25 protein-coding genes are annotated in these 23,928 nt (G+C 47.2%); 7 read left to right on the top strand and 18 right to left on the bottom strand.

The genetic code is table 11. The features are described from left to right. Positions 1 to 54: 54 nt before the first annotated feature. On the bottom strand, positions 55 to 657 hold the full coding sequence (plsY, locus tag ABU615_RS04180) for a glycerol-3-phosphate 1-O-acyltransferase PlsY (protein ID WP_367421571.1): 603 nt from the start codon (positions 655 to 657) through the stop codon (positions 55 to 57). A gap of 58 nt (positions 658 to 715) precedes the next feature. Here plsY and folB point away from each other — a divergent pair, with 58 nt between their 5' ends. Beyond that, positions 716 to 1,075 (top strand): dihydroneopterin aldolase, encoded by a 360-nt coding sequence (gene folB / locus ABU615_RS04175; protein WP_367487178.1) that lies wholly within the window; start codon positions 716 to 718, stop codon positions 1,073 to 1,075. Positions 1,076 to 1,115: 40 nt separating this feature from the next. Then, entirely contained in the window at positions 1,116 to 1,736 is a 621-nt protein-coding gene (locus ABU615_RS04170; protein WP_367487181.1) for an NAD(P)H-hydrate epimerase, read from the top strand. Here ABU615_RS04170 and ABU615_RS04165 read toward each other — a convergent pair. Together ABU615_RS04165 and hemN are read right to left on the bottom strand one after the other, a co-directional pair. Next, positions 1,725 to 2,360 carry a CoA pyrophosphatase gene (locus tag ABU615_RS04165; protein WP_267390591.1) on the bottom strand — a complete coding sequence of 212 codons (636 nt, stop codon included), beginning with the start codon at positions 2,358 to 2,360 and terminating at the stop codon, positions 1,725 to 1,727. The two genes, ABU615_RS04170 and ABU615_RS04165, sit on opposite strands and share 12 nt — an antisense overlap. A gap of 443 nt (positions 2,361 to 2,803) precedes the next feature. Further along, positions 2,804 to 4,189 carry an oxygen-independent coproporphyrinogen III oxidase gene (gene hemN, locus ABU615_RS04160; protein WP_370389266.1) on the bottom strand — a complete coding sequence of 462 codons (1,386 nt, stop codon included), beginning with the start codon at positions 4,187 to 4,189 and terminating at the stop codon, positions 2,804 to 2,806. A gap of 264 nt (positions 4,190 to 4,453) precedes the next feature. On the opposite strand from hemN, the gene fnr reads away from it, so the two are divergent. Continuing rightward, on the top strand, positions 4,454 to 5,194 hold the full coding sequence (fnr, locus tag ABU615_RS04155) for a fumarate/nitrate reduction transcriptional regulator Fnr (protein ID WP_100140354.1): 741 nt from the start codon (positions 4,454 to 4,456) through the stop codon (positions 5,192 to 5,194). Between the two features lie 101 nt (positions 5,195 to 5,295). Here the strand turns inward: fnr and ABU615_RS04150 are convergent, their stop codons facing one another. The 5 genes from ABU615_RS04150 to ABU615_RS04130 form a co-directional block, all read right to left on the bottom strand. Then, positions 5,296 to 6,078, bottom strand: a complete 783-nt coding sequence (locus tag ABU615_RS04150; protein ID WP_367418848.1) for a hypothetical protein — start codon at positions 6,076 to 6,078, stop codon at positions 5,296 to 5,298. A gap of 67 nt (positions 6,079 to 6,145) precedes the next feature. After that, positions 6,146 to 7,459 (bottom strand): NAD(P)/FAD-dependent oxidoreductase, encoded by a 1,314-nt coding sequence (locus ABU615_RS04145; RefSeq protein WP_370389265.1) that lies wholly within the window; start codon positions 7,457 to 7,459, stop codon positions 6,146 to 6,148. Positions 7,460 to 7,533: 74 nt separating this feature from the next. Then, on the bottom strand, positions 7,534 to 8,418 hold the full coding sequence (locus tag ABU615_RS04140) for an ABC transporter permease subunit (protein ID WP_267404269.1): 885 nt from the start codon (positions 8,416 to 8,418) through the stop codon (positions 7,534 to 7,536). Further along, a complete protein-coding gene (locus tag ABU615_RS04135) occupies positions 8,411 to 9,379 on the bottom strand; it encodes an ABC transporter permease subunit (protein WP_100140350.1) in 969 nt (322 codons plus the stop codon). Before ABU615_RS04135 ends, ABU615_RS04140 begins: the two co-directional genes overlap by 8 nt. 19 nt (positions 9,380 to 9,398) lie before the next feature. Next, on the bottom strand, positions 9,399 to 10,529 hold the full coding sequence (locus ABU615_RS04130) for an ABC transporter ATP-binding protein (protein ID WP_100140349.1): 1,131 nt from the start codon (positions 10,527 to 10,529) through the stop codon (positions 9,399 to 9,401). A gap of 526 nt (positions 10,530 to 11,055) precedes the next feature. Between ABU615_RS04130 and coaBC the strand changes: the two genes are divergently transcribed. Beyond that, positions 11,056 to 12,243 carry a bifunctional phosphopantothenoylcysteine decarboxylase/phosphopantothenate--cysteine ligase CoaBC gene (coaBC, locus tag ABU615_RS04125; protein ID WP_369608482.1) on the top strand — a complete coding sequence of 396 codons (1,188 nt, stop codon included), beginning with the start codon at positions 11,056 to 11,058 and terminating at the stop codon, positions 12,241 to 12,243. A 54-nt stretch (positions 12,244 to 12,297) separates the two neighbouring features. Next, complete coding sequence (gene dut, locus ABU615_RS04120) at positions 12,298 to 12,759, top strand: dUTP diphosphatase (protein WP_100140347.1); 462 nt, start codon at positions 12,298 to 12,300, stop codon at positions 12,757 to 12,759. Positions 12,760 to 12,886: 127 nt separating this feature from the next. Here dut and ppk1 read toward each other — a convergent pair whose 3' ends face one another. The 9 genes from ppk1 to aroQ all read right to left on the bottom strand — a co-directional run bounded on the left by ppk1 (position 12,887) and on the right by aroQ (position 21,609). Further along, positions 12,887 to 14,950 carry a polyphosphate kinase 1 gene (gene ppk1 / locus ABU615_RS04115; RefSeq protein WP_370389264.1) on the bottom strand — a complete coding sequence of 688 codons (2,064 nt, stop codon included), beginning with the start codon at positions 14,948 to 14,950 and terminating at the stop codon, positions 12,887 to 12,889. Between the two features lie 85 nt (positions 14,951 to 15,035). Then, the gene (locus ABU615_RS04110; RefSeq protein ID WP_267404281.1) at positions 15,036 to 15,587 is read right to left on the bottom strand and encodes a serine O-acetyltransferase; all 552 of its coding nucleotides are present in this window, start codon (positions 15,585 to 15,587) and stop codon (positions 15,036 to 15,038) included. Positions 15,588 to 15,660: 73 nt separating this feature from the next. Beyond that, positions 15,661 to 15,933, bottom strand: a complete 273-nt coding sequence (locus ABU615_RS04105; protein WP_367421594.1) for an oxidative damage protection protein — start codon at positions 15,931 to 15,933, stop codon at positions 15,661 to 15,663. A 63-nt stretch (positions 15,934 to 15,996) separates the two neighbouring features. Further along, complete coding sequence (argA, locus tag ABU615_RS04100) at positions 15,997 to 17,334, bottom strand: amino-acid N-acetyltransferase (protein WP_367487194.1); 1,338 nt, start codon at positions 17,332 to 17,334, stop codon at positions 15,997 to 15,999. Beyond that, complete coding sequence (locus ABU615_RS04095) at positions 17,331 to 18,128, bottom strand: hypothetical protein (protein WP_370389263.1); 798 nt, start codon at positions 18,126 to 18,128, stop codon at positions 17,331 to 17,333. Before ABU615_RS04095 ends, argA begins: the two co-directional genes overlap by 4 nt. 121 nt (positions 18,129 to 18,249) lie before the next feature. Further along, positions 18,250 to 19,146, bottom strand: a complete 897-nt coding sequence (prmA, locus tag ABU615_RS04090; RefSeq protein ID WP_367487199.1) for a 50S ribosomal protein L11 methyltransferase — start codon at positions 19,144 to 19,146, stop codon at positions 18,250 to 18,252. Positions 19,147 to 19,239: 93 nt separating this feature from the next. Then, positions 19,240 to 20,598, bottom strand: coding sequence for an acetyl-CoA carboxylase biotin carboxylase subunit (accC, locus tag ABU615_RS04085; protein ID WP_100140340.1), 1,359 nt, complete (start codon positions 20,596 to 20,598; stop codon positions 19,240 to 19,242). A gap of 45 nt (positions 20,599 to 20,643) precedes the next feature. Beyond that, positions 20,644 to 21,108: an acetyl-CoA carboxylase biotin carboxyl carrier protein gene (gene accB / locus ABU615_RS04080; protein WP_267390576.1), complete on the bottom strand. Its 465-nt coding sequence runs from the start codon at positions 21,106 to 21,108 to the stop codon at positions 20,644 to 20,646. Between the two features lie 42 nt (positions 21,109 to 21,150). Continuing rightward, positions 21,151 to 21,609: a type II 3-dehydroquinate dehydratase gene (aroQ, locus tag ABU615_RS04075; protein WP_367432610.1), complete on the bottom strand. Its 459-nt coding sequence runs from the start codon at positions 21,607 to 21,609 to the stop codon at positions 21,151 to 21,153. A gap of 251 nt (positions 21,610 to 21,860) precedes the next feature. Here aroQ and queA point away from each other — a divergent pair, with 251 nt between their 5' ends. Beyond that, the gene (gene queA, locus ABU615_RS04070; RefSeq protein WP_370389262.1) at positions 21,861 to 22,904 is read left to right on the top strand and encodes a tRNA preQ1(34) S-adenosylmethionine ribosyltransferase-isomerase QueA; all 1,044 of its coding nucleotides are present in this window, start codon (positions 21,861 to 21,863) and stop codon (positions 22,902 to 22,904) included. A gap of 18 nt (positions 22,905 to 22,922) precedes the next feature. Then, on the top strand, positions 22,923 to 23,309 hold the full coding sequence (gene gloA / locus ABU615_RS04065) for a lactoylglutathione lyase (protein ID WP_267404292.1): 387 nt from the start codon (positions 22,923 to 22,925) through the stop codon (positions 23,307 to 23,309). 376 nt (positions 23,310 to 23,685) lie between these two features. Here the strand turns inward: gloA and ABU615_RS04060 are convergent, their stop codons facing one another. Then, positions 23,686 to 23,850, bottom strand: coding sequence for a hypothetical protein (locus tag ABU615_RS04060; protein ID WP_370389261.1), 165 nt, complete (start codon positions 23,848 to 23,850; stop codon positions 23,686 to 23,688). Between the last annotated feature and the right edge of the window lie 78 nt (positions 23,851 to 23,928).

Raw genomic sequence — 23,928 nt, 5'->3', positions numbered from 1 at the left:
GTATAAAAAAGACAGTTTGCGAACTGTCTTTTTTATTGGTTGCAGCTGAATGATTTATTTGTTTTGACCGATTTTGCTCTCACGACCGCTAAACAGATTTTTTATGTTGCTTTTGTGACGATAGAGTACAAGTAAATCAATCACCACTACTGCATATACCCAGCTGGTGTGCGGTATCAGCCACCAAGCGATAAAAGGACTAATCAGGGTAGCGATTAGCGCAGCCAGTGAAGAAACTTTGAAACCAAAGGCCATAATGAGCCATACACCGGCACAGATTAAAGCAGTAGGCCAAGATAGAGCAAGTAGTATACCCAATGCTGTGGCCACGCCTTTGCCACCTTTGAATTTGAAAAATACTGGCCACATATGGCCGAGTAGAACTGCAATAGCTGTGATAGCGATGGTATTGTTACTTAATTGCCATGCTGTCTGAAAATGGATGGCCAGCCACACAGCCAGCCAGCCTTTCAGTGCATCTCCAAGCAAGGTCAGGGCAGCGGCACTTTTTCTGCCACTGCGCAAGACATTGGTGGCTCCAGGGTTGCCGGAACCGTAGCTGTGCGGGTCAGGCATGCCCATGCAGCGCGACACAATCACGGCAAAAGACAGGGAACCGAGCAAATAAGCTCCGATAATCGCAAAGTAATTGGCCATAAAATGGTTTCTTTAGTCTACAATCTGAGGGTTTGCATTTTAGCTCAGAGGGTTGTACATGGATACTATCTTTTTACATGGCATGACTGCGCAGACGCTGATTGGGGTTTATCAGTGGGAGCGCCAGCAGCGACAGACGTTGCTGCTGGATCTGGATATCGGTACTGATTTCCGTCAGGCTGCACATAGCGATAATATTGACGATACAATTCATTACGCCAAAGTGGTAGAAAATTTGCGCGAAGCACTGGCTGAAGAGGAGTTTCTATTGCTGGAAGCGCTGGCTGAATATGTAGCGCAATTTATACTGACGCGTTTTGGTGCCTTGTGGGTACGAGTTAAAGTGATAAAACCGGGTATTTTGGCTGGTGTTAAAGAGGTTGGTGTGTTGATTGAGCGCTCGCGTCTGGCGGTCTGAATGGGCAGAACACAGTGGTAGATGTTGTAGAGGAAAAGATATGTCTGCTCTGATATGGACTGTAGCAAAGATGAAGGCATGGGAAGATGAGCAAAACCGAACTGGTCTGAGCTATTCCCGAATGATGGAACATGCTGGCAGTCGCGCTGCTACTGATTTGATGAACCGTTTTTCTTATCCTCAGCATACGCTGGTACTTTGTGGTAGAGGTAATAATGCCGGTGATGGTCTGGTGCTGGCTCGTATATTGTCCGAACGCCACTGGCCGGTGACAATTATGTGGTTGCAAGGGCTGCAATTGTCACCTCTGGCAGAGGTAAATAGGGCTCGATTGCCTGCAGCGGTGGTTTATGCCGAGTCTATGCAGTTAAACAAAGTGTTGCCAGAAATGCAGCTGATAGTGGACGCGGTGTATGGAACTGGATTCAGAGGTGAGCTGCCTGAGGTGGTAAGGCAGTGTTTTGCTACTGTGGCGCAAGCCAGTGTATTCAGGGTGACACTGGATATACCCAGTGGTGTGGCCGGAGATGGGGATAAAGTAGCTGCTGGCAGTTTTCAGGCACAACTGACTTATGCTTTTCAGGCATTAAAACCGGCTCACTGCTTGGCACAGGCAGTGCCTTTATGTGGTGAGATACAGTGCATTGACTTATCTGACTGATGCCACTGGCCTGCTGCTGCACCATGCCTGATAACATTGCGCCATGTGCAGTAACATAGCTGCGGTGGCTCCCCATATATGCCGTTGTTGATGGTGTAAATGATAAACTGGAAACCAAAGTTGTTGGTATTGAAAAGTGCTTTGCTGATACAGACTACTATCCAGAACAATGGACAGGGGCACAGCAAATATGTCACTAACTTCAGCCTGATTGGCTTGCCAATGTAATTGTGCTTTACTCCAGGCCAGTACTGGCACGACTTTGAATCTGCTGGGTAGATAACAAGGTGGTAGTGTGCCCGCCAGATGCCACTGGCTGGAATTCAATCCGATTTCTTCTTTACTTTCGCGCAGTGCGGCGCAGATTGGGGTTTCATTAGCTTCCAGTTGTCCACCAGGAAAAGCAATTTGTCCGCTATGCTGCCGCAACTGCTGACTGCGCTGACTGAGCCAGATTTGTGGCGTGCCTTGGTTCCAGTCGAAGGGCATGAGCACTGCAGCTTGTCGATAGGTAACAGATAACTGACGCAAGGATTGCTGGGGTTGGTTTAGTAGAGTATGCGCAGATGTATGATTACTGGCGTAATGCAAGAATTGGTTGAGGCTGTCTGTTGTGGGAAACATAATATTGGCTAGTATGTGTATTTATATAATATATATATGTTTTGTGCTTAAATAGCCAGAAGCGATGCAGATAAGCAATGGATAAAGCGAAATGATCAAATTAAATTTGATTGTAGCTTTGAATAATTTAGTTGGATCCAGAAGGCTTTAACTATAACATGTTAATATATTAGATAAATATGAGCATGAATTAAACGCATCAGGAAGTTTGCATTATATGTGGCAGTATGATGTACTTTAGGCAGCTCAGAAATTACGCAATGAAAAAAAAGTTAAAACCTGTTTACAAACGTCGTGATTTGCCCTGAGAACTGAATGAATTTTAACAGTTAAAATTATTTATTATTCAGTAAAAGCAAACCCTAGCTGCAGTTGCTTTTATTAATTCTGGCAACATTAGCTTTGCTACGGGTAAACGAGTGCTTGCTGATGGCTTCAACTCGCTATAATGTACGCGAATATTGGGCTTCGGTGCGTTTTTGTCGCAGGTAGTAGTCAAATATCATGGCGATGTTGCGTATCAGCAGACGTCCTTTGGGGGTAACTTGAAGTTGCTCATCGGTGAGGTTGAGCAGGCCTAATTGCGAAAGTTGCTGTAAATCAGTCTGTTCAGTTGCGAAATAGGTTTGAAAAGGCTGCTGCATGGCTTCGCGGTAATCTTGAAAACTGAGCTGGAAGCGACACATTAAATCCTGTATGACTTGCCGGCGCAGAATATCATCAGCGTTGAGCTGGTATCCACGCATTACCGGTAGGCGGTCTTCATCTAGTGCTTGATAGTAGGCTGTGAGTTCTTTTTCATTCTGGCTATAAATGTTGGCAATTTTGCTAATGCTGGACACCCCTATAGCAATTAAATCACAATCAGCATGCGTAGAATACCCTTGAAAATTGCGTTGTAGACGTCCCTCTGACAGAGCGATGGCTAGTTCGTCGGTTGGTCTGGCAAAATGATCCATACCGATAAAAATGTAGCCTTGTTCCAGCAGGTACTGAACGGTGTTTTGCAGAATATCCAGTTTGACTCTGCTGTCTGGTACAGCATTGGTATCTATGCGTCGTTGTGGTTTAAACAGATGTGGCAGGTGGGCATAGTGATACATGGCGATACGATCCGGCATTAGTTCCAGCACGTGTTTGAGTGTACAGTGCATAGATGCTTCTGTCTGATGCGGTAGGCCGTAGATTAAGTCCACGCTGACTGAGTGAAAGCCATTACAGCGCGCGGCTTCGATGACGTCCCGAGTTTCGGCTTCGCTCTGAATGCGGTTAACCGCTTGCTGTACGGCTGGATTGAAATCCTGAATACCGACGCTCATGCGGTTAAAACCAAGTTTGCCCAGATGGGTAACGGTATCAGCGGTAACTTTACGTGGGTCTATTTCGATTGAATATTCGCCGTCTGTTGTGAGCGTGAAGTAGCGGCTGATGCTGGCAAAGATGTGGCTTAGCTGCTCGTTATTGAGGAAAGTGGGTGTACCTCCGCCGAAATGCAGTTGTGCCAGTAAAGGCTTACCCCGCCAATTCTGAGCCAGTAAAGCCAGCTCTTTGTCTAGATACTGAATATAGAGATCAGCACGGCTGGTGTCTTTGGTGATGATTTTATTGCAGCCACAGTAATAGCATATGGTATTGCAGAACGGAACGTGTACGTACAGCGATACAGGCTGTATGCCGATGTTTTGTTGTAAGGTAGACTTCAATTGGTCTGCGGTAAAGCTGGTGTTAAAGCGGTCTGCTGTGGGGTAGGATGTGTAGCGTGGGCCGGATGAGGGTAGGGATGCGATGAGGTTGCGGTCAAATTCGATGTTGAAGCGTCGTGTGTTCATATGTTGGTAGTGATTATTCTGTCTTGCAAGCTCGGTGGAAATAGATAAGAGTGATAATTATTTGTGGTAGAATAAGCACATGCGCGAGTAAAGTAAAGCATTGGCTACATATCAGGTCTATTCTGCATTAGAACAGGGTCTGATGCAAATTTCAATTGATTATGTCAGTATAGTGAATGATTGTTTTAAATAATTTTGATTTGTGTCAATGTGTTGTTATAGATGTTCTTTCTCAGAAAATAACCGGTATTTAATAAATTAATTATGATCAGATTGCATAAACAGGGCGAAATAGTTCAAAAACTGTGTGAGAAATGTTCTTTGCATATTCTTTGTATGCCGGTGATGCTGAAAGAACGTGAACTCACTGATCTTGGAGCAATTATTCGCCAGAGCCGTCGCCTGAAAAAAGGTGAATATCTGTTTCGTGCCGGTGAACCTTTCACAGCAATTTTTGCTGTGCGTACTGGCTTTTTTAAAACGATAGTCAATAGTCAGGATGGTCGGGATCAGGTAACTGGTTTTTTTATGTCTGGTGAACTGCTGGGTCTGGATGGTATTTGTAACAACAATCATGGCTGTGATGCGGTGGCGCTGGAAGATAGTGAGGTGTGTGAGCTGCCGTTTAATAATATGGAGGATGCCGGTAGTTTGTTGCCTTCATTGCAGATACATTTTTATCGGTTGATGAGTCAGGAAATTCTCCGCACACAGGAACTGATGCTAATGCTGGGCAATATGCGTGCAGAAGAACGTTTGGCCGGCTTTTTGGTTAATTTGTCGCATCGCTTGAGTTTCCGTGGATTTGCCGCCAATGATTTTATTTTGCGGATGTCACGTGAAGAAATTGGCAGCTATCTGGGACTAAAGCTGGAAACGGTAAGTCGTACTTTGTCGAAATTCCAGCAAGAAGGCTGGATTAAAGTGGAGCATAAACATATTCAGCTGTTGCAGCCGTGGATGTTGCAGGAGATGGTTATGCATTGTCAGAAGGCAGTTGGATAAATTTTCAAGCTGAGTAAAAAACAAGGCTGTAGCTCTTAAGATGGCTACAGCCTTTTGCTTTGGATGCTTAATCTGTGCAGGAAGAACGTGAAAATCTGGGCTTAGGCAAAAGTAGCCATGGCGGCCAGTTTGATTGTGTCCTTACCATAAATGTTGGCGTTGAAATGGCGCATCCAACGAATCTTACGCAGGCTTTTGGCTACTGTCTGAAACACCTCTTGTGGCTGTTGTTGTAGAATACTGTCCCACAATGCTTTTGCCTGTTCGGCAACGCCAAAATCCTGCATTAAACGAGCTCCGGAATGTAGATAGCATAACCAATCGCGTGCATGGCAGTGTGGCAAAGTCATTACAGACAATGGATCGTCTTCAAAATCTATAAAGCCAATGCTGTTATGGTTGATATAAATCATGTTGCGAGCAAAGGTTTCACTTAGATATTGGTTGCGCCTGTGAACATCTTCTATCGCGTTAAGGCCAAGTTGCCAGCGTTGCAGCAGGATTTCAGGCTCGGATTTTTGCTTTTTCCACTCTTTTTCCAGATTGTGTTCGCCCATGTGGCTAATCATTAAAGCATCAGGCTGCTGAGCCAGAATAGTCGGTACCTGTACCCCAGCTGTGCTAAGTGTTTGCAGGCGGGTTGCTTCGGTTTGCAATGAGGATATACCACCCAGATTGGGTACGGGTAGTAGAATGTCTATTCCACTGATTTTCTGAACAATTTTTAATAAGCGATAGCGCCATATACTGTTGCGTGCCCCTGCCTGCCGAACCCAAACTTTTTCTCCGTTTGCCAGTGTATGGCTTTGCATCAGGCCGGTTTGTATGCGTAGGCATTGTTCTAGAGCGTGTTGATAAAAAGCATGAGTATCGGAAACGGACATGTAATTTACTGCTGAATTTTAAAACTGGGAATTGATTGTACTATAGTTGGGTTGGTTACTCTTTAATTTAAGGTAATAAATCTTTTAGACGGTAATAAGCAACGCCCAACCATTGTGACGGTAGGCGCAGCAGCTTACCACCCGGAAAGTTTCGATGCGGGATGGTTTCAAATAAACGCAGGCGGCTGTCATCTCCGCTGATGGCTTCGGCAATTATCTGCCCACCTAGCCCGGTAGCAGCCATGCCGTGACCGGAAAATCCTTGTAAAAAATAAAGTTGTGGATTGAGACGGCCGAAATGAGGAGCTCGATTCATGCTAATGTCTACCCGTCCGCCCCAAGTATATTCTATTCGTACGTCATTCAGCTGTGGAAACACTTTTAGCATATCGCTGCGCATGCTGCGTATAAGTTGTTGCTGAGCAGGTTCTTGGCCGGAATAATTGACTTTGCCACCGAAAAGTAGTCGGTTGTCAGCACTAAGGCGGAAATAATCCAGTACAAAGCGGGTATCACATACGGCCATGTTGTTGCGGATAAGCTGCGGCGCTTGTTCACCTAGTGGTTCAGTGGCAATCATGTAGGTGCCTACCGGCAGAATTTTGCTTTCCAGTGTTTGAGTAAGAGGGTGGTGCAGGCTACGGGTAAAGGCGTTAACGGCTAGTACCACGTTTTTGGAAACTATAGAGCCATTCGGTGTGGTAATACGATAGCCGTGTTGCCATGGTTCAAGATTGAGCATGGGTGAATGTTCGAATAATAATGCCCCTGCGCTGGCGGCAGCTTTTGCCAGCCCATGGGTGTAATTAAGCGGATGCAGATGCCCAGCCAGCTGGTCAAAAATAGCCCCACAGTAGCGCTCACTGGCCAATTGCTGTTGCAACTGAGTCTGATTCCAAATTTGATAATCATGAAACTGGTAGTTTGTGGCTGCTTCCTTTACCCATGCTGTTAAAGCATGCATATGGTGCGGGCGAATGGCAACATGAGCATAGCCGCGCTGCCAGTCGCAATATATGTTGTATTCCCGTATTTGCTGTTCTACTAGATTGACGGCTTCGCAGCTCCACTTCCATAAGGTCTGTGCATTTTGCTGGCCAATCATACTGGCTATCTTGCTCATTTCAGCTGCATAGCCATAAATTACCTGACCCCCATTGCGACCGGAAGCTCCGTAGCCAATCTGTGCTGCTTCTATAAGGGCAACGCTGCGATGCTGCTGAGCCAGTGGTAAGGCAGTGCCAATACCGCTGAGACCTCCACCGATGATGCATGTTTCTACTTCTAAAAGACCTTGTAAGCTCGGATATTGTGTGTGTTGGTGCTGGCTGGCCTGATAGTAGCTATGTACTGGTTCGGCTGAAAGGAATGTGTCAGACATGAGTATGGTGGGAATCTGAGTGCAGAAATAAAAAAGCAGTTATCGTTTGTCTGGATAACTGCTGTGCTGGGATATTATGATTTACTGGCTTCCAGTAGTTGACTCTGTCGATAGGCCTCGGCCATTTCGCGTTCGCGACGGGTATTTTGCCTCATCATGAAGTAGTTGATGCCGATAACCAGTGTGCCGACCAATGCAATGATAATGGTGGCCAGTACGTTCATTTGTGGATCCAGACCCAGTTTGATTTTGGAGAAAATTATCATGGGCAAGGTGGAGGAGCCGGGGCCGGATAGGAAGGAAGTTATAACCAAATCGTCCAGTGACAGGGTGATGGATAACAGAAAACCTGAAGCGATGGCTGGTGCGATGGATGGCAAGGTAATCAAGAAAAATACTTTTAATGGCCTTGCGCCAAGATCTTTGGCTGCTTCTTCCAGTGACTGATTCAGCTCCGATAAACGCGAGCGGATAATCACTGTTACATAAGCCATGCACAGGGTGGTGTGACCTAGCCAAATAGTAAAAAAGCCGCGTTCGAAATACAAAAAGCTGAAAGCGCTGTTTTGTAACAGCATCTGTACCTGAATAATCAGCAACAGCATAGACAGGCCAGTGATGATGTCAGGCATCACCATTGGTGCGGATACCATACCTGCAAACAGGGTATTGCCTCGGAAACGCTTGATGCGTGAGAGGGCGTAGCCAGCGAGTGTGCCCAGAATAACGGCTGCTGCGGCCGAACACAGGGCTATACGTACTGACAACCATGCGGCATCCAGTATCTGCTCATTTTGTAATAACTTGCCGTACCACTGCGTAGAAAAGCCGCCCCATACGGTGACTAGCCTTGAGTTGTTGAAGGAGTAGATAATCAGAATAACCAGTGGCATGTACAAAAAAGCCAATCCCAAAAACAGCATGCCTCTTAGAAACCAAGACGATGTGTGCTTATGCATGGTTGGCTCCTTCTTCAATTTCACGATTTTCGTAACGGTGGAATAAAGCAATTGGGATAACCAGCAGCATTACCATGATGACGGCTACGGCAGAAGCTAGCGGCCAGTTGTTTTGGTCGAAGAATGCCTGCCATAAAACTTTACCAATCATCAGATTTTCAGGACCGCCTACCAACTCAGGAATCACAAATTCGCCTACGGCGGGTATAAATACCAGCATGGAGCCGGAAATGATGCCGGCTTTGGATAAGGGCAGGGTGATGGATACGAAGGCTTTAATCGGGCCGGCACCTAAGTCTGCGGCTGCTTCGAGCAGGCGATTATCCAGTTTTACCAACTGGGTGTACAAAGGCAGAATCATAAATGGCAGGTAAGCGTATACCATGACGAGATTCAGGGAAAATGAGTTGTAAAACATGTCTATCGGATGGCTGATCAGTCCCCATTTTATTAAATAGGTATTGATGATGCCGTTATGGCCGAGCAGACTCATCCACGCATAAACTCGCAGCAGAAATGAGGTCCAGAATGGCAGCATGATAGTCAGTAACAGACCGTTGCGGATTTTTTCAGGTGCGCGCGCGATGGCGTAAGCAATCGGATAGCCGGCAAGCAGGCAGATTACAGTGGTAGTAAGGGCGGTTTTAATGGATAACCAGTATGTCAGCAGATAGATGTTGTCGCCGCGATTACCGAGCAGCATTTGTCCGAGTGAATGCCAAAAATCGTTGAAGATATCGGCGTAATTCTGATAGCTGACCAATATGTTTACCCGACCCAGTTCGCCGTCGATGTGATACAGCGGGGTATACGGCGGAATGGCAATATCCTGTTCGGCAAAGCTGATTTTGAGTACGATGAAAAAGGGTACCAGAAATAGTACCAGCAGCCAGATGTAAGGAATGCCTATAACAAGACCCTGTGAAGGACGCAGGCCTTTGAGACGGTTAAACCAGTTCATGTTTAAGCTCCTGCAGCTGTTAGTGGGTCAGCGGGCTTGCCTGATTGTCTGGCCAGCTAATGTAAACTTTTTCTTCCCATGTTGGCATGGGGATGCTGTATTGTTCCCAGTAGGAGGATAAAACTTGGCTTTTGATGATTTTGCCGGATGGTAGTTGGATATGGAAAATACCGAAGCTACCGAGATAGGCAATTTCTTTCACAATGCCGGCTGTCCAGTTGTATTCCTGCTGCGGTTGTTCGCGATAAATGTTAATGTCTTCAGGGCGAATGGATAACCAGATGTTTTGATCTTCTGGACCACTAATGCCGTGTCCGAGGTAAACCAGCTGTTGCAGGTCGGGGCAATGAATAATGGTGTGGTCGGCACCGTCTTCAGTCACTTTGCCGGCAAGGATGTTGGTTTCACCCATGAATTCAGCAGTAAAACGGCTGTTGGGGTAGTCGTAAATATCGGAAGGCGTGCCGACTTGCTGCAATTGTCCGTCGGACATGATGGCAATGCGTGAGGCCATAGTCATGGCTTCTTCCTGATCATGGGTAACCATAATGCAGGTGGCGCCCACTTTTTCCAAAGTGTTTACTAGTTCGAGCTGAGTTTGCTGACGCAGTTTTTTATCGAGAGCACCCAGCGGTTCGTCCAGAAGCAGTAGTTTAGGGCGTTTGGCCAGACTGCGTGCTAGTGCAACACGCTGCTGCTGGCCGCCGGAAAGCTGATGCGGTTTGCGTTTGGCGTATTTTGTCATTTGCACTAGACGCAGCATTTCTTCTACCCGTGCACTGATTTCATCTTTAGGTAGCTTGTCTTGTTTCAAACCGAAGGCGATGTTTTGTTCAACGCTCATGTGAGGAAACAGAGCATAGCTCTGGAACATCATGTTGATGGGGCGGTCGTAGGGCTGCAATTTGGTGATGTCTTCACCATCTAGGATAATCTGTCCCTGTGTGGGCGTTTCCATGCCAGCCAGCATGCGTAACAACGTTGATTTCCCACTGCCGGAGCTGCCAAGCAAGGCGAAGATTTCATTTTTTTTGATGGTAAGGTTGACATGGTCTACAGCGTAGTTGTCGCCATAGGTTTTGACAATGTCTTTAATCTGTAAGTAATGTGCGGGATCGGCACCTGGCTTGGTGGTTGCGTTTTCGCTCATGATATGTGTTACTCCAGAAAAATCGTTCCAGCCAATGCTCGGCATAGGGATGTTTACAGTAATGTGTAAAGAACGGTGCAAAAACGATTCTGCTCCTGCTTTAGGGGAGGCATTGTATGCAAGCATTTTGTGTGGGGCAATGAAATTTAAGTGTTAATACAATTAAATTCTCCACTCAGGGTATAACTTAGCATGAAATCAGGTATTTAGTGGTAATTTACTAACCTGAATTAATTTTTGTTAGGATTTGGTATGGCTGTGATGATTGGCTGTGATGTGGCTGGCAGCCGCTGTGCTGCTTAGTGTACCATGTAATAATTGTCTGTTATATTTTCGTTTAGGCTGGGGTAGTCAGTTTGTTGCAGGGCTATAGTCAACGTGCGTCGTTGTTTGCTGTAAAGCTTGTGGGCGGTGTTGATTGATTATGCAAAAATTTTTTCTATTAATCAATTAGTTTGTTTTATTTTTCTGTCTGGTCAGCTAAGTTGTCTGTTGCTTTTGCTGCAGGCTAGTTCAGGGTATGGTAATGAAGAAGAAGGTATTGTTAGGTATTTGTGGTGGGATTGCTGCATACAAATGCTGTGAGCTGGTTCGGCTGCTGAAAAAGGCAGGACATCAGGTGAATGTGGTGATGACAAAGGCAGCCACTGATTTTGTCAGCCCGACTACTTTTCAGGCTCTGAGCGGAGAACCGGTGTTGCTGGATACGCATGATGGTTTATCCGGTAATGGTATGGCACATATTAATCTGAGCCGTCAGGCTGATGTGATGCTGATTGCGCCGGCTTCTGCAAATACTCTGGCTAAAATTGCCCATGGGATGGCGGATAATTTGCTTACCACGTTGGCTTCGGCACGCAGTTGCCCGCTGGCAGTGGCGCCAGCTATGAATGTACAAATGTGGAATAATCCGGCCAATCAACGCAATTTAGCTTTGTTGCGACAGGATAGGATACAGATACTAGGACCGGCTGATGGAGAGCAGGCCTGTGGTGAGGTGGGAAGCGGGCGTATGCTGGAAGCGGCCGAATTGGCTGAATTGCTGGCTGATGTATGGACAGTGCCGCTGCTGGCTGGAAAGCGTGTCTTGATTACAGCCGGAGCAACATTTGAGGCTATTGATCCAGTGCGCGGGATTACCAATATATCAAGCGGACAGATGGGTATGGCTCTAGCGCGGGCTTGCCGCGCTGCTGGTGCGAGTGTTTCTCTGGTGTACGGACAGATTCAGACGCCGCTGGCAGCTGGGATGGCTTTTGCTGAACAGGTAAGCAGTGCTGACGAGATGCTGGCGGCAGTACAGCGATTACTGCCACAGCAGGATGTTTTTATTGCGGTGGCAGCGGTAGCCGATTACAAGGTCAGCAACCGTAGTGAACATAAACTAAAAAAACAGGCTGGACAAAAGGCGCCGGTAATTGAGCTTACGGAGAATCCTGACATTCTCGCTACGGTGGCCGGCCGGCCGGATGCACCTTTCTGTGTTGGATTTGCTGCTGAAAGTGAGCATGTGCTGGAACATGCACGTGCTAAGCGAGTGAAGAAAGGTGTGCCTCTGTTGGTTGCGAATGAGGTTAGTCAGGCCATGGGTAAAGCCACAAATCAGGTGATACTATTGGATGATGAACAGGAAACCGTTTTGCCGCAAATGAGTAAAGACGATACGGCAATTGCTATTATTGAGCGGCTTGCTCAGCTTTTGGTTCAGCGCTAATTGAATTTTGGTAGTAGTTACATAAGCTTATTTTGATTAAATTAAAGACGAATTATGAGTGCTTCTGAGTTATCTGTACAAGTTAAGATATTGAATCCGCTGATGGCGGAGCAGTTACCCCAATATGCTACTATTGGTTCAGCAGGTCTGGATTTACGTGCCTGTATTGATGCTCCGCTTACTTTACAACCGGGAGAAAGTTGTCTTCTGCCTACTGGTCTGGCAATATATCTGGCTGATCCGGGCTACGCAGCCCTAATACTACCGCGCTCTGGTTTGGGACATAAGCATGGTATTGTGCTTGGTAATTTGGTGGGGCTGATAGATTCAGATTATCAGGGTGAACTGAAAGTATCGTTGTGGAATCGCAGTCAGGAGGCTTATGTAATTGAGCCTTTGGCACGAATTGCACAGATGATGATTGTGCCGGTGATGCAGGCCGCGTTCACTGTGGTTGATGAATTTGCTCGCAGCAATCGAGGCGAAGGCGGTTTTGGCAGTACCGGTCATCAATAATTAGGGATTAAGTAAAAGAAAAGCAAGGTATCCAAACGGATAACCTTGCTTTTTTTGCCATGGCACTGGCTAAACTGCTTGCTGCAATATTATTTCAGCTCTATGGCTCTTAGAGTGTTTAACCGCTTTATTGCTGCCGATAGCGTTCAATCAGCAAATTCTGCATATTGGTTGGCTGTTCATTGGTGGCTGGTTTAATACGCTGATACTGACCATCCGGCTGCATTTGCCACGCACACTGATTATCGGCCAAAGCGAGCATCAGTGTTTCCTTAATTATACGTTGTTTCAGCTCTGGTGTTTCGATTGGTGTGCAGATTTCCACGCGGCGAAAGAGATTTCTTCCCATCCAGTCGGCGCTGGATATCCAGACTTTGGTATCACCACCATTTTCAAAATAGAATACCCGTGCATGTTCGAGCAGACGGCCGACAATGGAACGCACGCGAATATTTTCCGACAGGCCTTTTACGCCAGGGCGCAGCACACACATCCCACGCACAATCAATTCGATCTGCACCCCAGCCTGACTGGCTGCATATAATGCTTCGACTATGGTTGGTTCGACCAGTGCATTCATTTTAGCTATGATGCGTGCGGTTTTGCCGGCTTTTGCTTGTTCGATTTCGCCGTTGATGCTGTCAAGCAGCATTTTGTGCAGCGTAAACGGGCTCTGGGCGATTTTATTCAGATGATTCGGTTGCCCCAGTCCGGTGATTTCCATGAATACGGTGTTGACATCGACACTGATATCGCGGTTGCAGGTCATCAGGCCGAGATCTGTATAGATGCGGCTGGTACCTTGATGGTAATTGCCAGTGCTGACATGAGCATAACGTTTCAGGATACCTTCTTCACGGCGTACAATCAGTGCCATTTTGGCATGCACTTTGTAGCCGAAGACGCCATAGACAACGTGGGCGCCGGCTGCTTCTAGCTGGCCAGCCCAGTTTAGGTTGGTTTCTTCATCAAATCGTGCCATCAGTTCAACAACGACAGTAACTTGTTTGCCACTTACTGCTGCTTTCATCAGTGCTTTGACTAAATCGGAGTTACTGCCGGTACGGTAGATGGTCATTTTAATGGCGACAACCTGTGGGTCATCTGCTGCTTCTTGAATCAGACGCACCGTTGGCTCAAAAGACTGATAAGGGTGATACAGCAGAACATCCCGCTGGCTAATGATGCTGAATAGATCGCGGTTTTTACTCAGTAAGGCTGGTGTGCCAGGGTTAAAGGGAGTAAATTTTAAATCGTTACGTTCTACCATATCGGGTACCGCCATCAGACGTACCAGATTCACCGGCCCATTCACTCGATACAGTTCATCTCGTCCGAGATGAAAGTGGCTGAGTAGAAAATCGTATACATGTGCCGGACAGTTGTCGGCTACTTCAAGCCGCACGCCCTCACCGTACTGGCGTCCCTGTAGTTCACCAGCTATCGCAGTACGCAAATTTTCCAGATCTTCTTCGTCCACGCTTAAGTCGCTATCGCGGGTGATGCGAAATTGGTAGCAGCCTTTTACGGTCATGCCGGTAAAGAGGGTATGTACATGAGCATGCAAAATGGAAGACAGGAATACGAAACCATCGTGGCCGTTGCATAATTCTCTAGGCATTTTCAGTACCCGCGGCAGAATGCGCGGTGCCTGTACGATGGCCATTCCCCCTGTGCGTCCGAAAGCATCTTTTCCTTCCAGCTCGACGGCGAAATTCAGTGATTTATTGAGTAAGCGCGGAAATGGATGCGACGGATCCAGTCCAATAGGTGTCAGAATGGGCAACAGCTCATGGCGGAAATAATCGGCTACCCATTGCCGCTGAGCTTCGCTCCATGCACTGCGTGGATAAAAAGATATGCCTTCATTACGTAAAGCTGGAATCAATTCGTCGTTGAATAGGCGATATTGCTCAGCAATGATGGCATGTGCTTCTTTGGTGACATGGGCAATAACGGTGTCCGGCAGTTCGCCGTTGGCCAGAGGGGTATGTGGTGACAAAGCACGGGTACGGCGCAGCCAAGCCATGCGTACTTCGAAAAATTCATCCAGATTGGAGGAAACGATGCACAAAAAGCGTAAACGTTCGAGCAGTGGAACCTGTGTATCCTGTGCCTGTGCCAGAACGCGACGGTTGAATGCGAGCAGGCTGAGTTCACGACAGAGTAGATGCGGCTTAGTTTCGGACATGGAGCATACCTGTTACTGTCATTTAGAGTAAGAGAGTGTCAGTTTGGTGTTAATTAGTTAACATTCGCACTGTTTTGGCTGTAGGTCAAGTTTTGTCTGCTGCCATTGGTGGCCAGCGGTTGTGGATAAACTGTGCGGGCTGATGATAATTCAGAACTTTGGCATAATTTCCGGCAGCGGTGGCGTTGGCTGGTATATTTTTGGTAACGACACTGCCCGCACCAATGGTGGCGTTGTCGCCGATGTGAACATTTTCAATTAGGTTACAGTTAGGACCAATGTAGACATTGTTGCCTATTCTGGCTGCCGGTCCGTTGTTGGCACCGATAACAGTATAGGGGGATAGGTTGACATTCTCACCCAGCCGTGCGCTGCTATTAATGATTAAGGGACCACCATGACCGATATAGAGTCCATAGCCGATGGGCGTACGCGGGCTAATGATGATACCGCTGCGGTGCTTCTGCCAGACATACATCGGGTAAGCCAATTTGCGCCATGTGCTTGTGGCTGAAGCCAGCCGCAGCCAGCAGGTAAATCGAAAGCCACGATTACATAGATAATGACGTAGGAAAGCACGCCAATCTGTTCGGCCACTGTAACGATATAAATCACTTTTAATAAGCTGTATCACCATAAAAACTGTCTTACCTTATTCTTGCAAAGGAAAAGGCTGTGTACCTGCTAAGCAGGGTTACAGCCTTTTCCGATTATTCTTCTGGTGGAATGTAACCGCTGATGTGGTCGGCGCCGTCTCCGAAGAAGTAATTTTCCATTTGCTGGGTGATGTATTGACGCGCACGTGGATCCGCCAGACTAAGCCGGTTTTCGTTAATAATCATGGTTTGATAACGTAACCAGCCGTCCCAGGCTTCCTGCGATACGTTATCGTAAATGCGTTTACCTAGTTCATTGGGGAAAGGCGGAAATTTCAATCCGGGTGCTTCTTTGCCCAGTTTGACGCAATGCACCATATGACTCATGTGTCTTCCTTTATGGCAATCGGGGAAAAAGGTAGATTGTAAAAGATTTTGGGCTGGTTGCGTTTAAAGCTGACGGCTAAATATTTTAGACTGGCGTTTATTGCTGGTGTATTGCTGCTGCCGCTCTAGAGGTAATTGCGTCAGTGTGGCTGAGGTAAAGCCGCGCTCGACGAACCAGTCACCGGTGTGGGTACTTAACGCAAACAGTGTTTGAAGCTGCAATTGCCGTGCCTGTTTAATAACATGTGCCAGTAATAGTTCACCGTATCCGCGTGCGCGAGCAGACGGAGAAACAATCAGGCATGCCAGCTCGCCGGCTTGTGCCTCAGGGTAAACATGCAGTGCCACACAGCCGTATACGTAGCAATCTTGCTCGAGCACGAAAAACTCTTGAATGTGGTTTTCCATATATTCACTGTCGCGCGGCAACAGTATACCGCTTGACTCCAGCGGGGCAATTAGTTGCAGGATATCACCGATGTCTTTGTTTTCAGCCGGCCGCACACGCATAAACGGCGCTTTAGCCATTGCCGTACCGCTACCTTCACGCGTGAAAAGCTCCTGTAGCAAGCTGCCGTCCTGTAGACCGGATACGACATGGACGCGTTGTACGCCATGCTCCAGTACGTGTGCTGCTGTCTGCAACAGTTCGGTCTGGCGTTTATTCATTATGCTCTTGGCCAGCAATTGGCTGATTTCAATGCAATTGAGTTCACTGATGGTTTGCTGCTGTTCATCGAGCAAACCCGGTTGTGTACCCAAAAAAATCAGTTTTTCTGCATGAATGGCTTCTGCCACTGCCTGAGCAACTTCATTGACCTGCAAACGGTAGCATTGGCCACTAAGCGAGTGGCCTATCGGGCTGATTAATACTAGCTGATTATGAGCCAGCCGTTCTTCAATGGCGGCTGCATCAACTTTACGAACACAGCCGCTGTAACTCATATCGACACCGTTAATCACGCCTAATGGTTTGGCGCGCAGAAAATTTCCGCCAGCAAGACGTACATTAGGTGCACTGTGCTCCATAACTTGTGTCGGTATCATCGACAAGGCAGCTTCCAGATTAAAACGGGCAATGCCGCTGGCTTGTTTGACTAATTCCAGAGCGCGTTCATCGGTAATGGGATTTTCGTCGATGCTGTTGGCTGTGTTCTGACCGGCTATAGCCTGTATAAACTGGCTGCAACCGTGAATGATAACCAAGCGCATACCCAAACTGGTCAGTAGCAGAATATCGGCGGCTAGTGCAGGTAGTTTGTTGCTGACCAGTACGTGGCTGCTGATGGCCAGTACCACTGTTTTACCGTTTAGATGATGAATATACGGTGAGGCTTGGCGAAAGTCGTGAACAAAACGGTGATTGTGAAAATTGTCCTGATTACCTGTTGAGGTGCTCATTTTACTGCCATTAAATAAAATAACTGCATCATTAGCACAGTAAGTGCAACAATGGTGGCCAGTGTCCAGTTAAATTCTTTGGATAATTTGTCCTGCTGGTGATGCAAGAATTCGGTTTTGGCGTGGATGGCATCGGTTTTTTCGATAGCATCATTGAGCAATAATGGTACATCCGCCTGATTTGGATTGTCATTAGGCAATAAGGTAAAAACAAGATTATTCAGGTTATTCACATTGCTGTTCATGGAAATGTTAGTAGTGTTTTCTTCGGCAACCGGTATCGGAGTGTTGCTTGTGGCCGGTATTTCTTTTTCCGGTTGTGGTATCGGTGCCGGATTGAGCAGCAGTTCGCTGCTGGCTAGCTGTGGCTGAGGCTTATGCAGCTGCTCTGGTTCCGGTTCGGTTACAGTAGGCAAACGGATTTCTATTTTGTTGGATACCTGATTCAGCAGGGTATTCAGATTCGGCCGTTTGTCGATGACAGCCGTGTTTTTAGGGGTAGGTGCACTGGTAAATATCTGTGCCCGTCTGCTACTGGGCTGATTGAGATTCAGTGCGCTGGATAGCATATCCATGACCTCATCAGCATTCGGTACTTGTTTCTCGGCAGCTGAGTTCTGTTTTTTACCGGCTGACGCTGGCGGGGTGACGTTTTTATTGGTGCGGATTTTTGAGACCACCGTAAATTGATGCTGACACTGCTGACACACAACACGTCCCCCGTCGCGCGGTGGTGTTGCAACGGTATTTTCTGTATGGCATTTGGGACAAATAACAGTAATTGTTTTAGACATGATTATTTCAGCAAACCAATATAATTAAAAGGAGTAATTCTGTTCTGTCAAACGTAAGGAGCCATTATTCTGTGTCAGTATGCCATACCAGTGCCATAATGCAAATGACTAAGCAGTTTTATTATGCTCTTTTGCGGCCAGTAATGCATACCCAGCCTTCCAGTGTTCTGGGCGAATTCAGATCAAACCATTGCTGATAGATTTCACTGAGCTCTTCTGTCTGTTCAGCCAGAATACCCGAAAGCACGATCTGGCCGCCCGTACGGGTGCGTTCGGCCAGCATCTGCGCCAATAACCGCAACGGATTGGCCAGAATATTGGCAACGACAATATCAAACTGCTGTTCGGGCGGAAGGTCGTCCGGCAGATAAAACTCGGCATGGACATGGTTCTGAAGTGCATTGTCTTCGCTGGCACGAAGCGCCTGCGAGTCAATGTCAACGCCACAAGCACGGCCACAGCCCAGTTTCATAGCTGCTATGGTGAGAATGCCGGAGCCGCAGCCATAATCAAGCAGGGTTTCGCCACCACGTATATTTTTATCCAGCCATTGCAGACACAAATGAGTTGTTGGGTGACTACCGGTACCAAAGGCCAAACCGGGGTCGAGTTGCAGATTGATTATGTCTGTATCGGCTGGCTGCTGGTGCCAAGATGGCGTAATCCACAGGCGAGATGAAATCTGAATCGGGTCAAACTGAGACTGTGTCAGTCTTACCCAGTCCTGCTCCGGAATAGTCTCTAGATAATACTGGGGCATTGGAAAGGCACAATCGCGTGCAGCAGCAGAAACAATCGCTTCGATATCGGCATTTTCATCAAACAGTGCCACGATATTGCTTTGTTGCCACACTTGTTCGGCAGGCATATTCGGCTCGCCAAAAATTGGCTGCTCATTCTCGTTGCCGGCATTGGCGTCTTCAATGGCTGTACTTAGGGCACCGTTTTCTATCAGCGCGTCGGAGAGTCTGTCTACCTGCTCCTGAGAAACTGTGATGACAACTTGTTGGTAGTGCATGGCTTTTTATTACCGTAATTGGATGTTTTATAAAACTTCAGGCAGCCACTGCGGCTGCCTGCAAACAAAAGCGCAATGTATGCGTATTGTAAATTATTTTTGTGCTTCTTTGTGTTTTTGTAACCATTGTTCAAGATAGTGAATACTTTCACCACCTTGAATGAAGCCGGGATCGGCAAAAATGTCGCGGTGCAGGTTGGTATTGGTTTTAATACCGGTAATTGCTAGTTCCTGTAATGCAACGCTCATTTTGGCAATAGCTTCGTCGCGGTCACGACCATGGGTACATACCTTCCCGATCATACTGTCGTAGTAGGGTGGGACGGTGTAGCCCTGATAAATGTGGCTATCGATGCGTACACCATTGCCACCAGGTTGGTGACAACTGGTAATTAGGCCGGGACTGGGTACAAAGGTGTAGGGATCTTCGGCATTGATGCGGCATTCGAACGCATGTCCCCGTAAGCAAATATCATCCTGTGTATAGGATAACGGCAGGCCGGAAGCTACGCGGATTTGCTCCTGTACTATATCCACGCCAGTAATCAGCTCAGTAATAGCATGCTCAACTTGTACACGTGTATTCATTTCAATGAAGAAAAATTCGCCATCTTCATACAGAAATTCAAATGTACCTGCACCACGATAGCCGATGCGCTGGCAGGCTGCTACACAGGCATTGCCGATACGCTCTCGTTCTTCAGGGGTAATAAATGGTGCCGGCGCTTCTTCAATAACTTTTTGGTGGCGCCGTTGCATGGAGCAGTCTCGCTCGCCTAGATAAATGGCGTGGCCATGTTCGTCGCATAATACCTGAATTTCAATATGGCGCGGTTTTTGTAAATAGCGCTCCATATACACGGCCGGATTGCCGAAGGCAGCACCGGCTTCGGTACGTGTCATTTCTACCGAAGAAAGAAGGTCTTCGGCTTTTTCTACTACGCGCATGCCACGGCCACCGCCGCCGCCAGAAGCTTTGATTATTACCGGATAGCCGACTTCAGCGCCAATTTTTTCAATTTCGTGCGGGTCTTCCGGTAGGGCGCCGTCGGAGCCGGGTACGCATGGCACGCCAGCAGCCTGCATGGCTTTTTTTGCGGAAACTTTGTCACCCATCTGGCGAATGGTTTCCGGCCGCGGGCCGATAAATACAAACCCGGATTGTTCTACCTGCTCGGCAAAACCGTCGTTTTCCGCCAGAAATCCATAGCCCGGATGGATGGCATCGGCATCGGTTACCTCAGCTGCAGAAATCAGGGCAGGAATGTTCAGATAACTTTGGGCAGAGCTGGCAGGGCCGATACATACGGATTCATCGGCCAATTTTACATGCAGGGCATCACGGTCGGCTTCTGAATGTACAGCCACAGTTGCAATGCCCATTTCATGGCAGGCGCGCAGAATGCGCAGCGCAATTTCGCCGCGATTGGCAATAAGAACTTTTTTTAACATAAGGCAGTACCTTGTAAGAAACGGGAAAGATTACTGAATTGAGGATTACTCAATAATAAACAGTGGTTCACCGAACTCTACAGGCTGCGCATTGGATACGAGAATTTCTTTTACTACGCCGCTGTGGTCAGCTTCGATTTCATTCATTAGTTTCATTGCTTCGATGATACATAGGGTATCGCCAGCATTAACGGTCTGACCTACCTCTACAAACGGGGCAGAAGTCGGACTGGCGGCACGGTAAAAAGTGCCGACCATAGGAGATTTAACGGCCTTGCTTAAGTCGGGGCCGGTTGTTTCAGGCGCAGCAGCGGCTGCATTCTCTGTGGGTGCAGCTGCTGGTGCGGCCATGATGGCAGGCTGCTGCATTGGTGCAGCATACATCTGCTGCTGGTTGGCGGCAGTGGTACGGGTAATGCGTACTTTTTCCTCACCTTCGGTTACTTCGATTTCGGCAATGCCTGACTCTTCTACCAAATCAATGAGCTTTTTAAGTTTACGTAAATCCATAATGATGAACCCTTGTGTGATTGGAGCTGGCCGCAATAGGTATTAGTGTTGGCGGCCGGTCTCTTGAATGTATTCAATTGCCCGATGTAATGCTGCTTCATAGCCGTACACGCCCAGACCGCAGATTACCCCTAAAGCAATATCAGAGAGATAGGAATGGCGCCGGAATGCTTCGCGTGCATGTACATTGGATATATGTACTTCGATAAATGGTTTGCCTGCAGCGGCAAAAGCGTCGCGGATGGCTACACTGGTATGTGTGAACGCGCCCGGATTGATGATTATGAAGCGGGTATCGTCGGATAAAGCCGCCTGAATCCGCTCAATCAAGATGTGTTCGGCATTGCTTTGTAATGTTTCCAATGTCATACCGGCTGCCTGTGCCTGTTGTTGCAGCTTCTGATTAATGTCTGCCAGTGTGGTCTTACCATATATATGCGGTTCGCGCACCCCCAATAGATTGAGATTGGGGCCGTTTAAAACCAGAATTGAGGCACTCATAAAATGTTTGGTTTTTGCAAAATTGCGCCATTTTTGCCGAAAATGAGCGCAAATGTCCAGTATTTTTGTATTTTTTTGATTATTTAAACCATGGTTTTGTCTGCCGTGGTGTGCTTGCGGCCTTATTTTGCTTGCTCCTGCCGGCACCAGATGGTGCGGACTCTGTAGCGGGCTTGTGATGCGGTTGGCTGTTTTTCAGTATGAGCCGGTAGGCATATAATACGACTTTTGCCTTGTTCAAGCACGTATACATGCATATAAATGATTTTGATTTTGATTTACCGCCTCACCTGATTGCACAGCATCCGCCGGCTGTACGTGGCAGTAGCCGTTTATTGGTGGCTTTGCCGGGGCAGTCACCTGTTGACAGTAAGTTTACCTGTTTGGCCGATTATGTGGCTGCCGGTGATGTGCTGGTGTTTAATAATACGCGGGTAATGAAGGCGCGTCTGTTTGGCCATAAGGCCAGCGGCGGCCAGATTGAGGCGCTGATTGAACGAGTGCTGGACGCACATACGGCGCTGGCGCATGTGCGCTCCTCTAAATCGCCAAAGCCCGGTACGGAGCTGATTTTCGAAGGAGGTTTGCATGCACAGATGCAGGCACGGCAAGGTGAACTGTTTGTACTGCATTTTGCCGGTACGCAGACAGTATGGGAATTGCTGGCTGCTCACGGCCATTTGCCATTGCCACCTTATATTACCCGCTCAGCGGATGATGACGATGATGAGCGCTACCAGACGGTGTATGCCAAATATGAGGGGGCAGTGGCTGCGCCCACTGCTGGTCTACATTTCACCGATACTATTTTGCAACAACTGCGAGATAAAGGGGTGCATCTGACGGAAGTCACCTTGCATGTTGGTGCCGGTACCTTTCAGCCGGTACGGGTGGAAAATATTACTGAGCATCACATGCACAGTGAATGGTATGACGTGAGTGAAACTGTGGTAGCTGAAATTGAGGCAGCCCATGCACGGGGCAATAAAGTTTGGGCAGTGGGCACCACAGCGGTGCGGGCATTGGAATCTGCCGCACGCAGTGGCAAGTTGCAGGCTGGTCAGGGTGATACCAATATTTTTATTACACCCGGATACCAGTTTAAGGTGATTGACCGTATGATTACTAATTTTCACCTGCCTAAATCCACGCTGTTAATGTTAGTTAGCGCGTTTAGCGGTTATGATGAAATCCGTGCTGTATACCAGCATGCGATTGCTGAACAATATCGTTTTTTCAGTTATGGCGATGCTATGCTGCTCGGTAATCTAAGCCGAATCGGACAGAATAATTAAAATAGAAAAGGAACAATTATGAGAATGTTACATACTATGCTGCGTGTGGGTGATTTGGATAAATCATTAGCGTTTTATCAGGATGTGCTGGGTATGAAGCTGTTGCGCCGTGAAGATTTTCCTGGTGGCCGTTTTACGCTGGCATTTGTTGGTTATGGTGAGGAATCTGACACCACGGTGTTGGAACTGACCTATAACTGGGATACGCACGCGTATGATTTAGGAAGTGGTTACGGCCATATTGCTATTGAAGTAGAAGATGCCTATGCTGCCTGTGATGCCGTACGTGCCAAAGGCTGTAAGGTGACTCGCGAGGCCGGTCCGATGCAGCACGGCACGACAGTGATTGCGTTTGTAGAGGATCCGGATGGATATAAAATAGAATTTATTCAGAAAAAGAACTAATTTCTCTTCTGGTAAAAGCTGATTTTGAGCTTTTTATACCAATACTTTTTCTCCGGCAAATGGTTAGCGTACATTCTTATAGATTAAACGGGTGTTGAATGCTATCTTTGCCGGTTTACCTTACTTTTTTAATTCATCTGTTCAGGTGTCTACACTGAAATACATTCTTAAACACGGCAGCCTGCCAAGTTTTTATAGGAATAGTGAAGGTGTGGCTGTCTCTGATATTGGCTGGCACCACTAGAAGGAGTGTGAGCCATTGGTCTGAAATATTTGCTAAGTTTTAATAAACAAGTTTCGTGTATTTTGATATTGCTGGTTTTGGCAGGTAGTTTTCTGCTGCTGGTATGAGTTGATGTGTATTCTGCTGATTAGATTACGTTGTTTGTGTCGGTTGCGGAGAGTGTAGTGCCAATATTGTTTGCATCTTTGAATGAAAGAACAGGCTGGCAGATTGTGAGTGTTTTGCCTTGGTCTGATTATTGCCCGCTTCATTGGCTTTAAACTGCGTACATTCGGATACTTGAACAAGCTCTGCCATCTTTGTCGGACTCCTATAGTTAAGATTTCGTGTTTGTAACCATTGCAGACTGGACTTTTGTTTGTATATAAATGATAA

This window comes from Snodgrassella alvi (assembly GCF_040741455.2).
In the GTDB taxonomy this organism is placed as follows: domain Bacteria; phylum Pseudomonadota; class Gammaproteobacteria; order Burkholderiales; family Neisseriaceae; genus Snodgrassella; species Snodgrassella alvi_E.
This window is presented reverse-complemented; position numbering and strand designations above follow the sequence as displayed.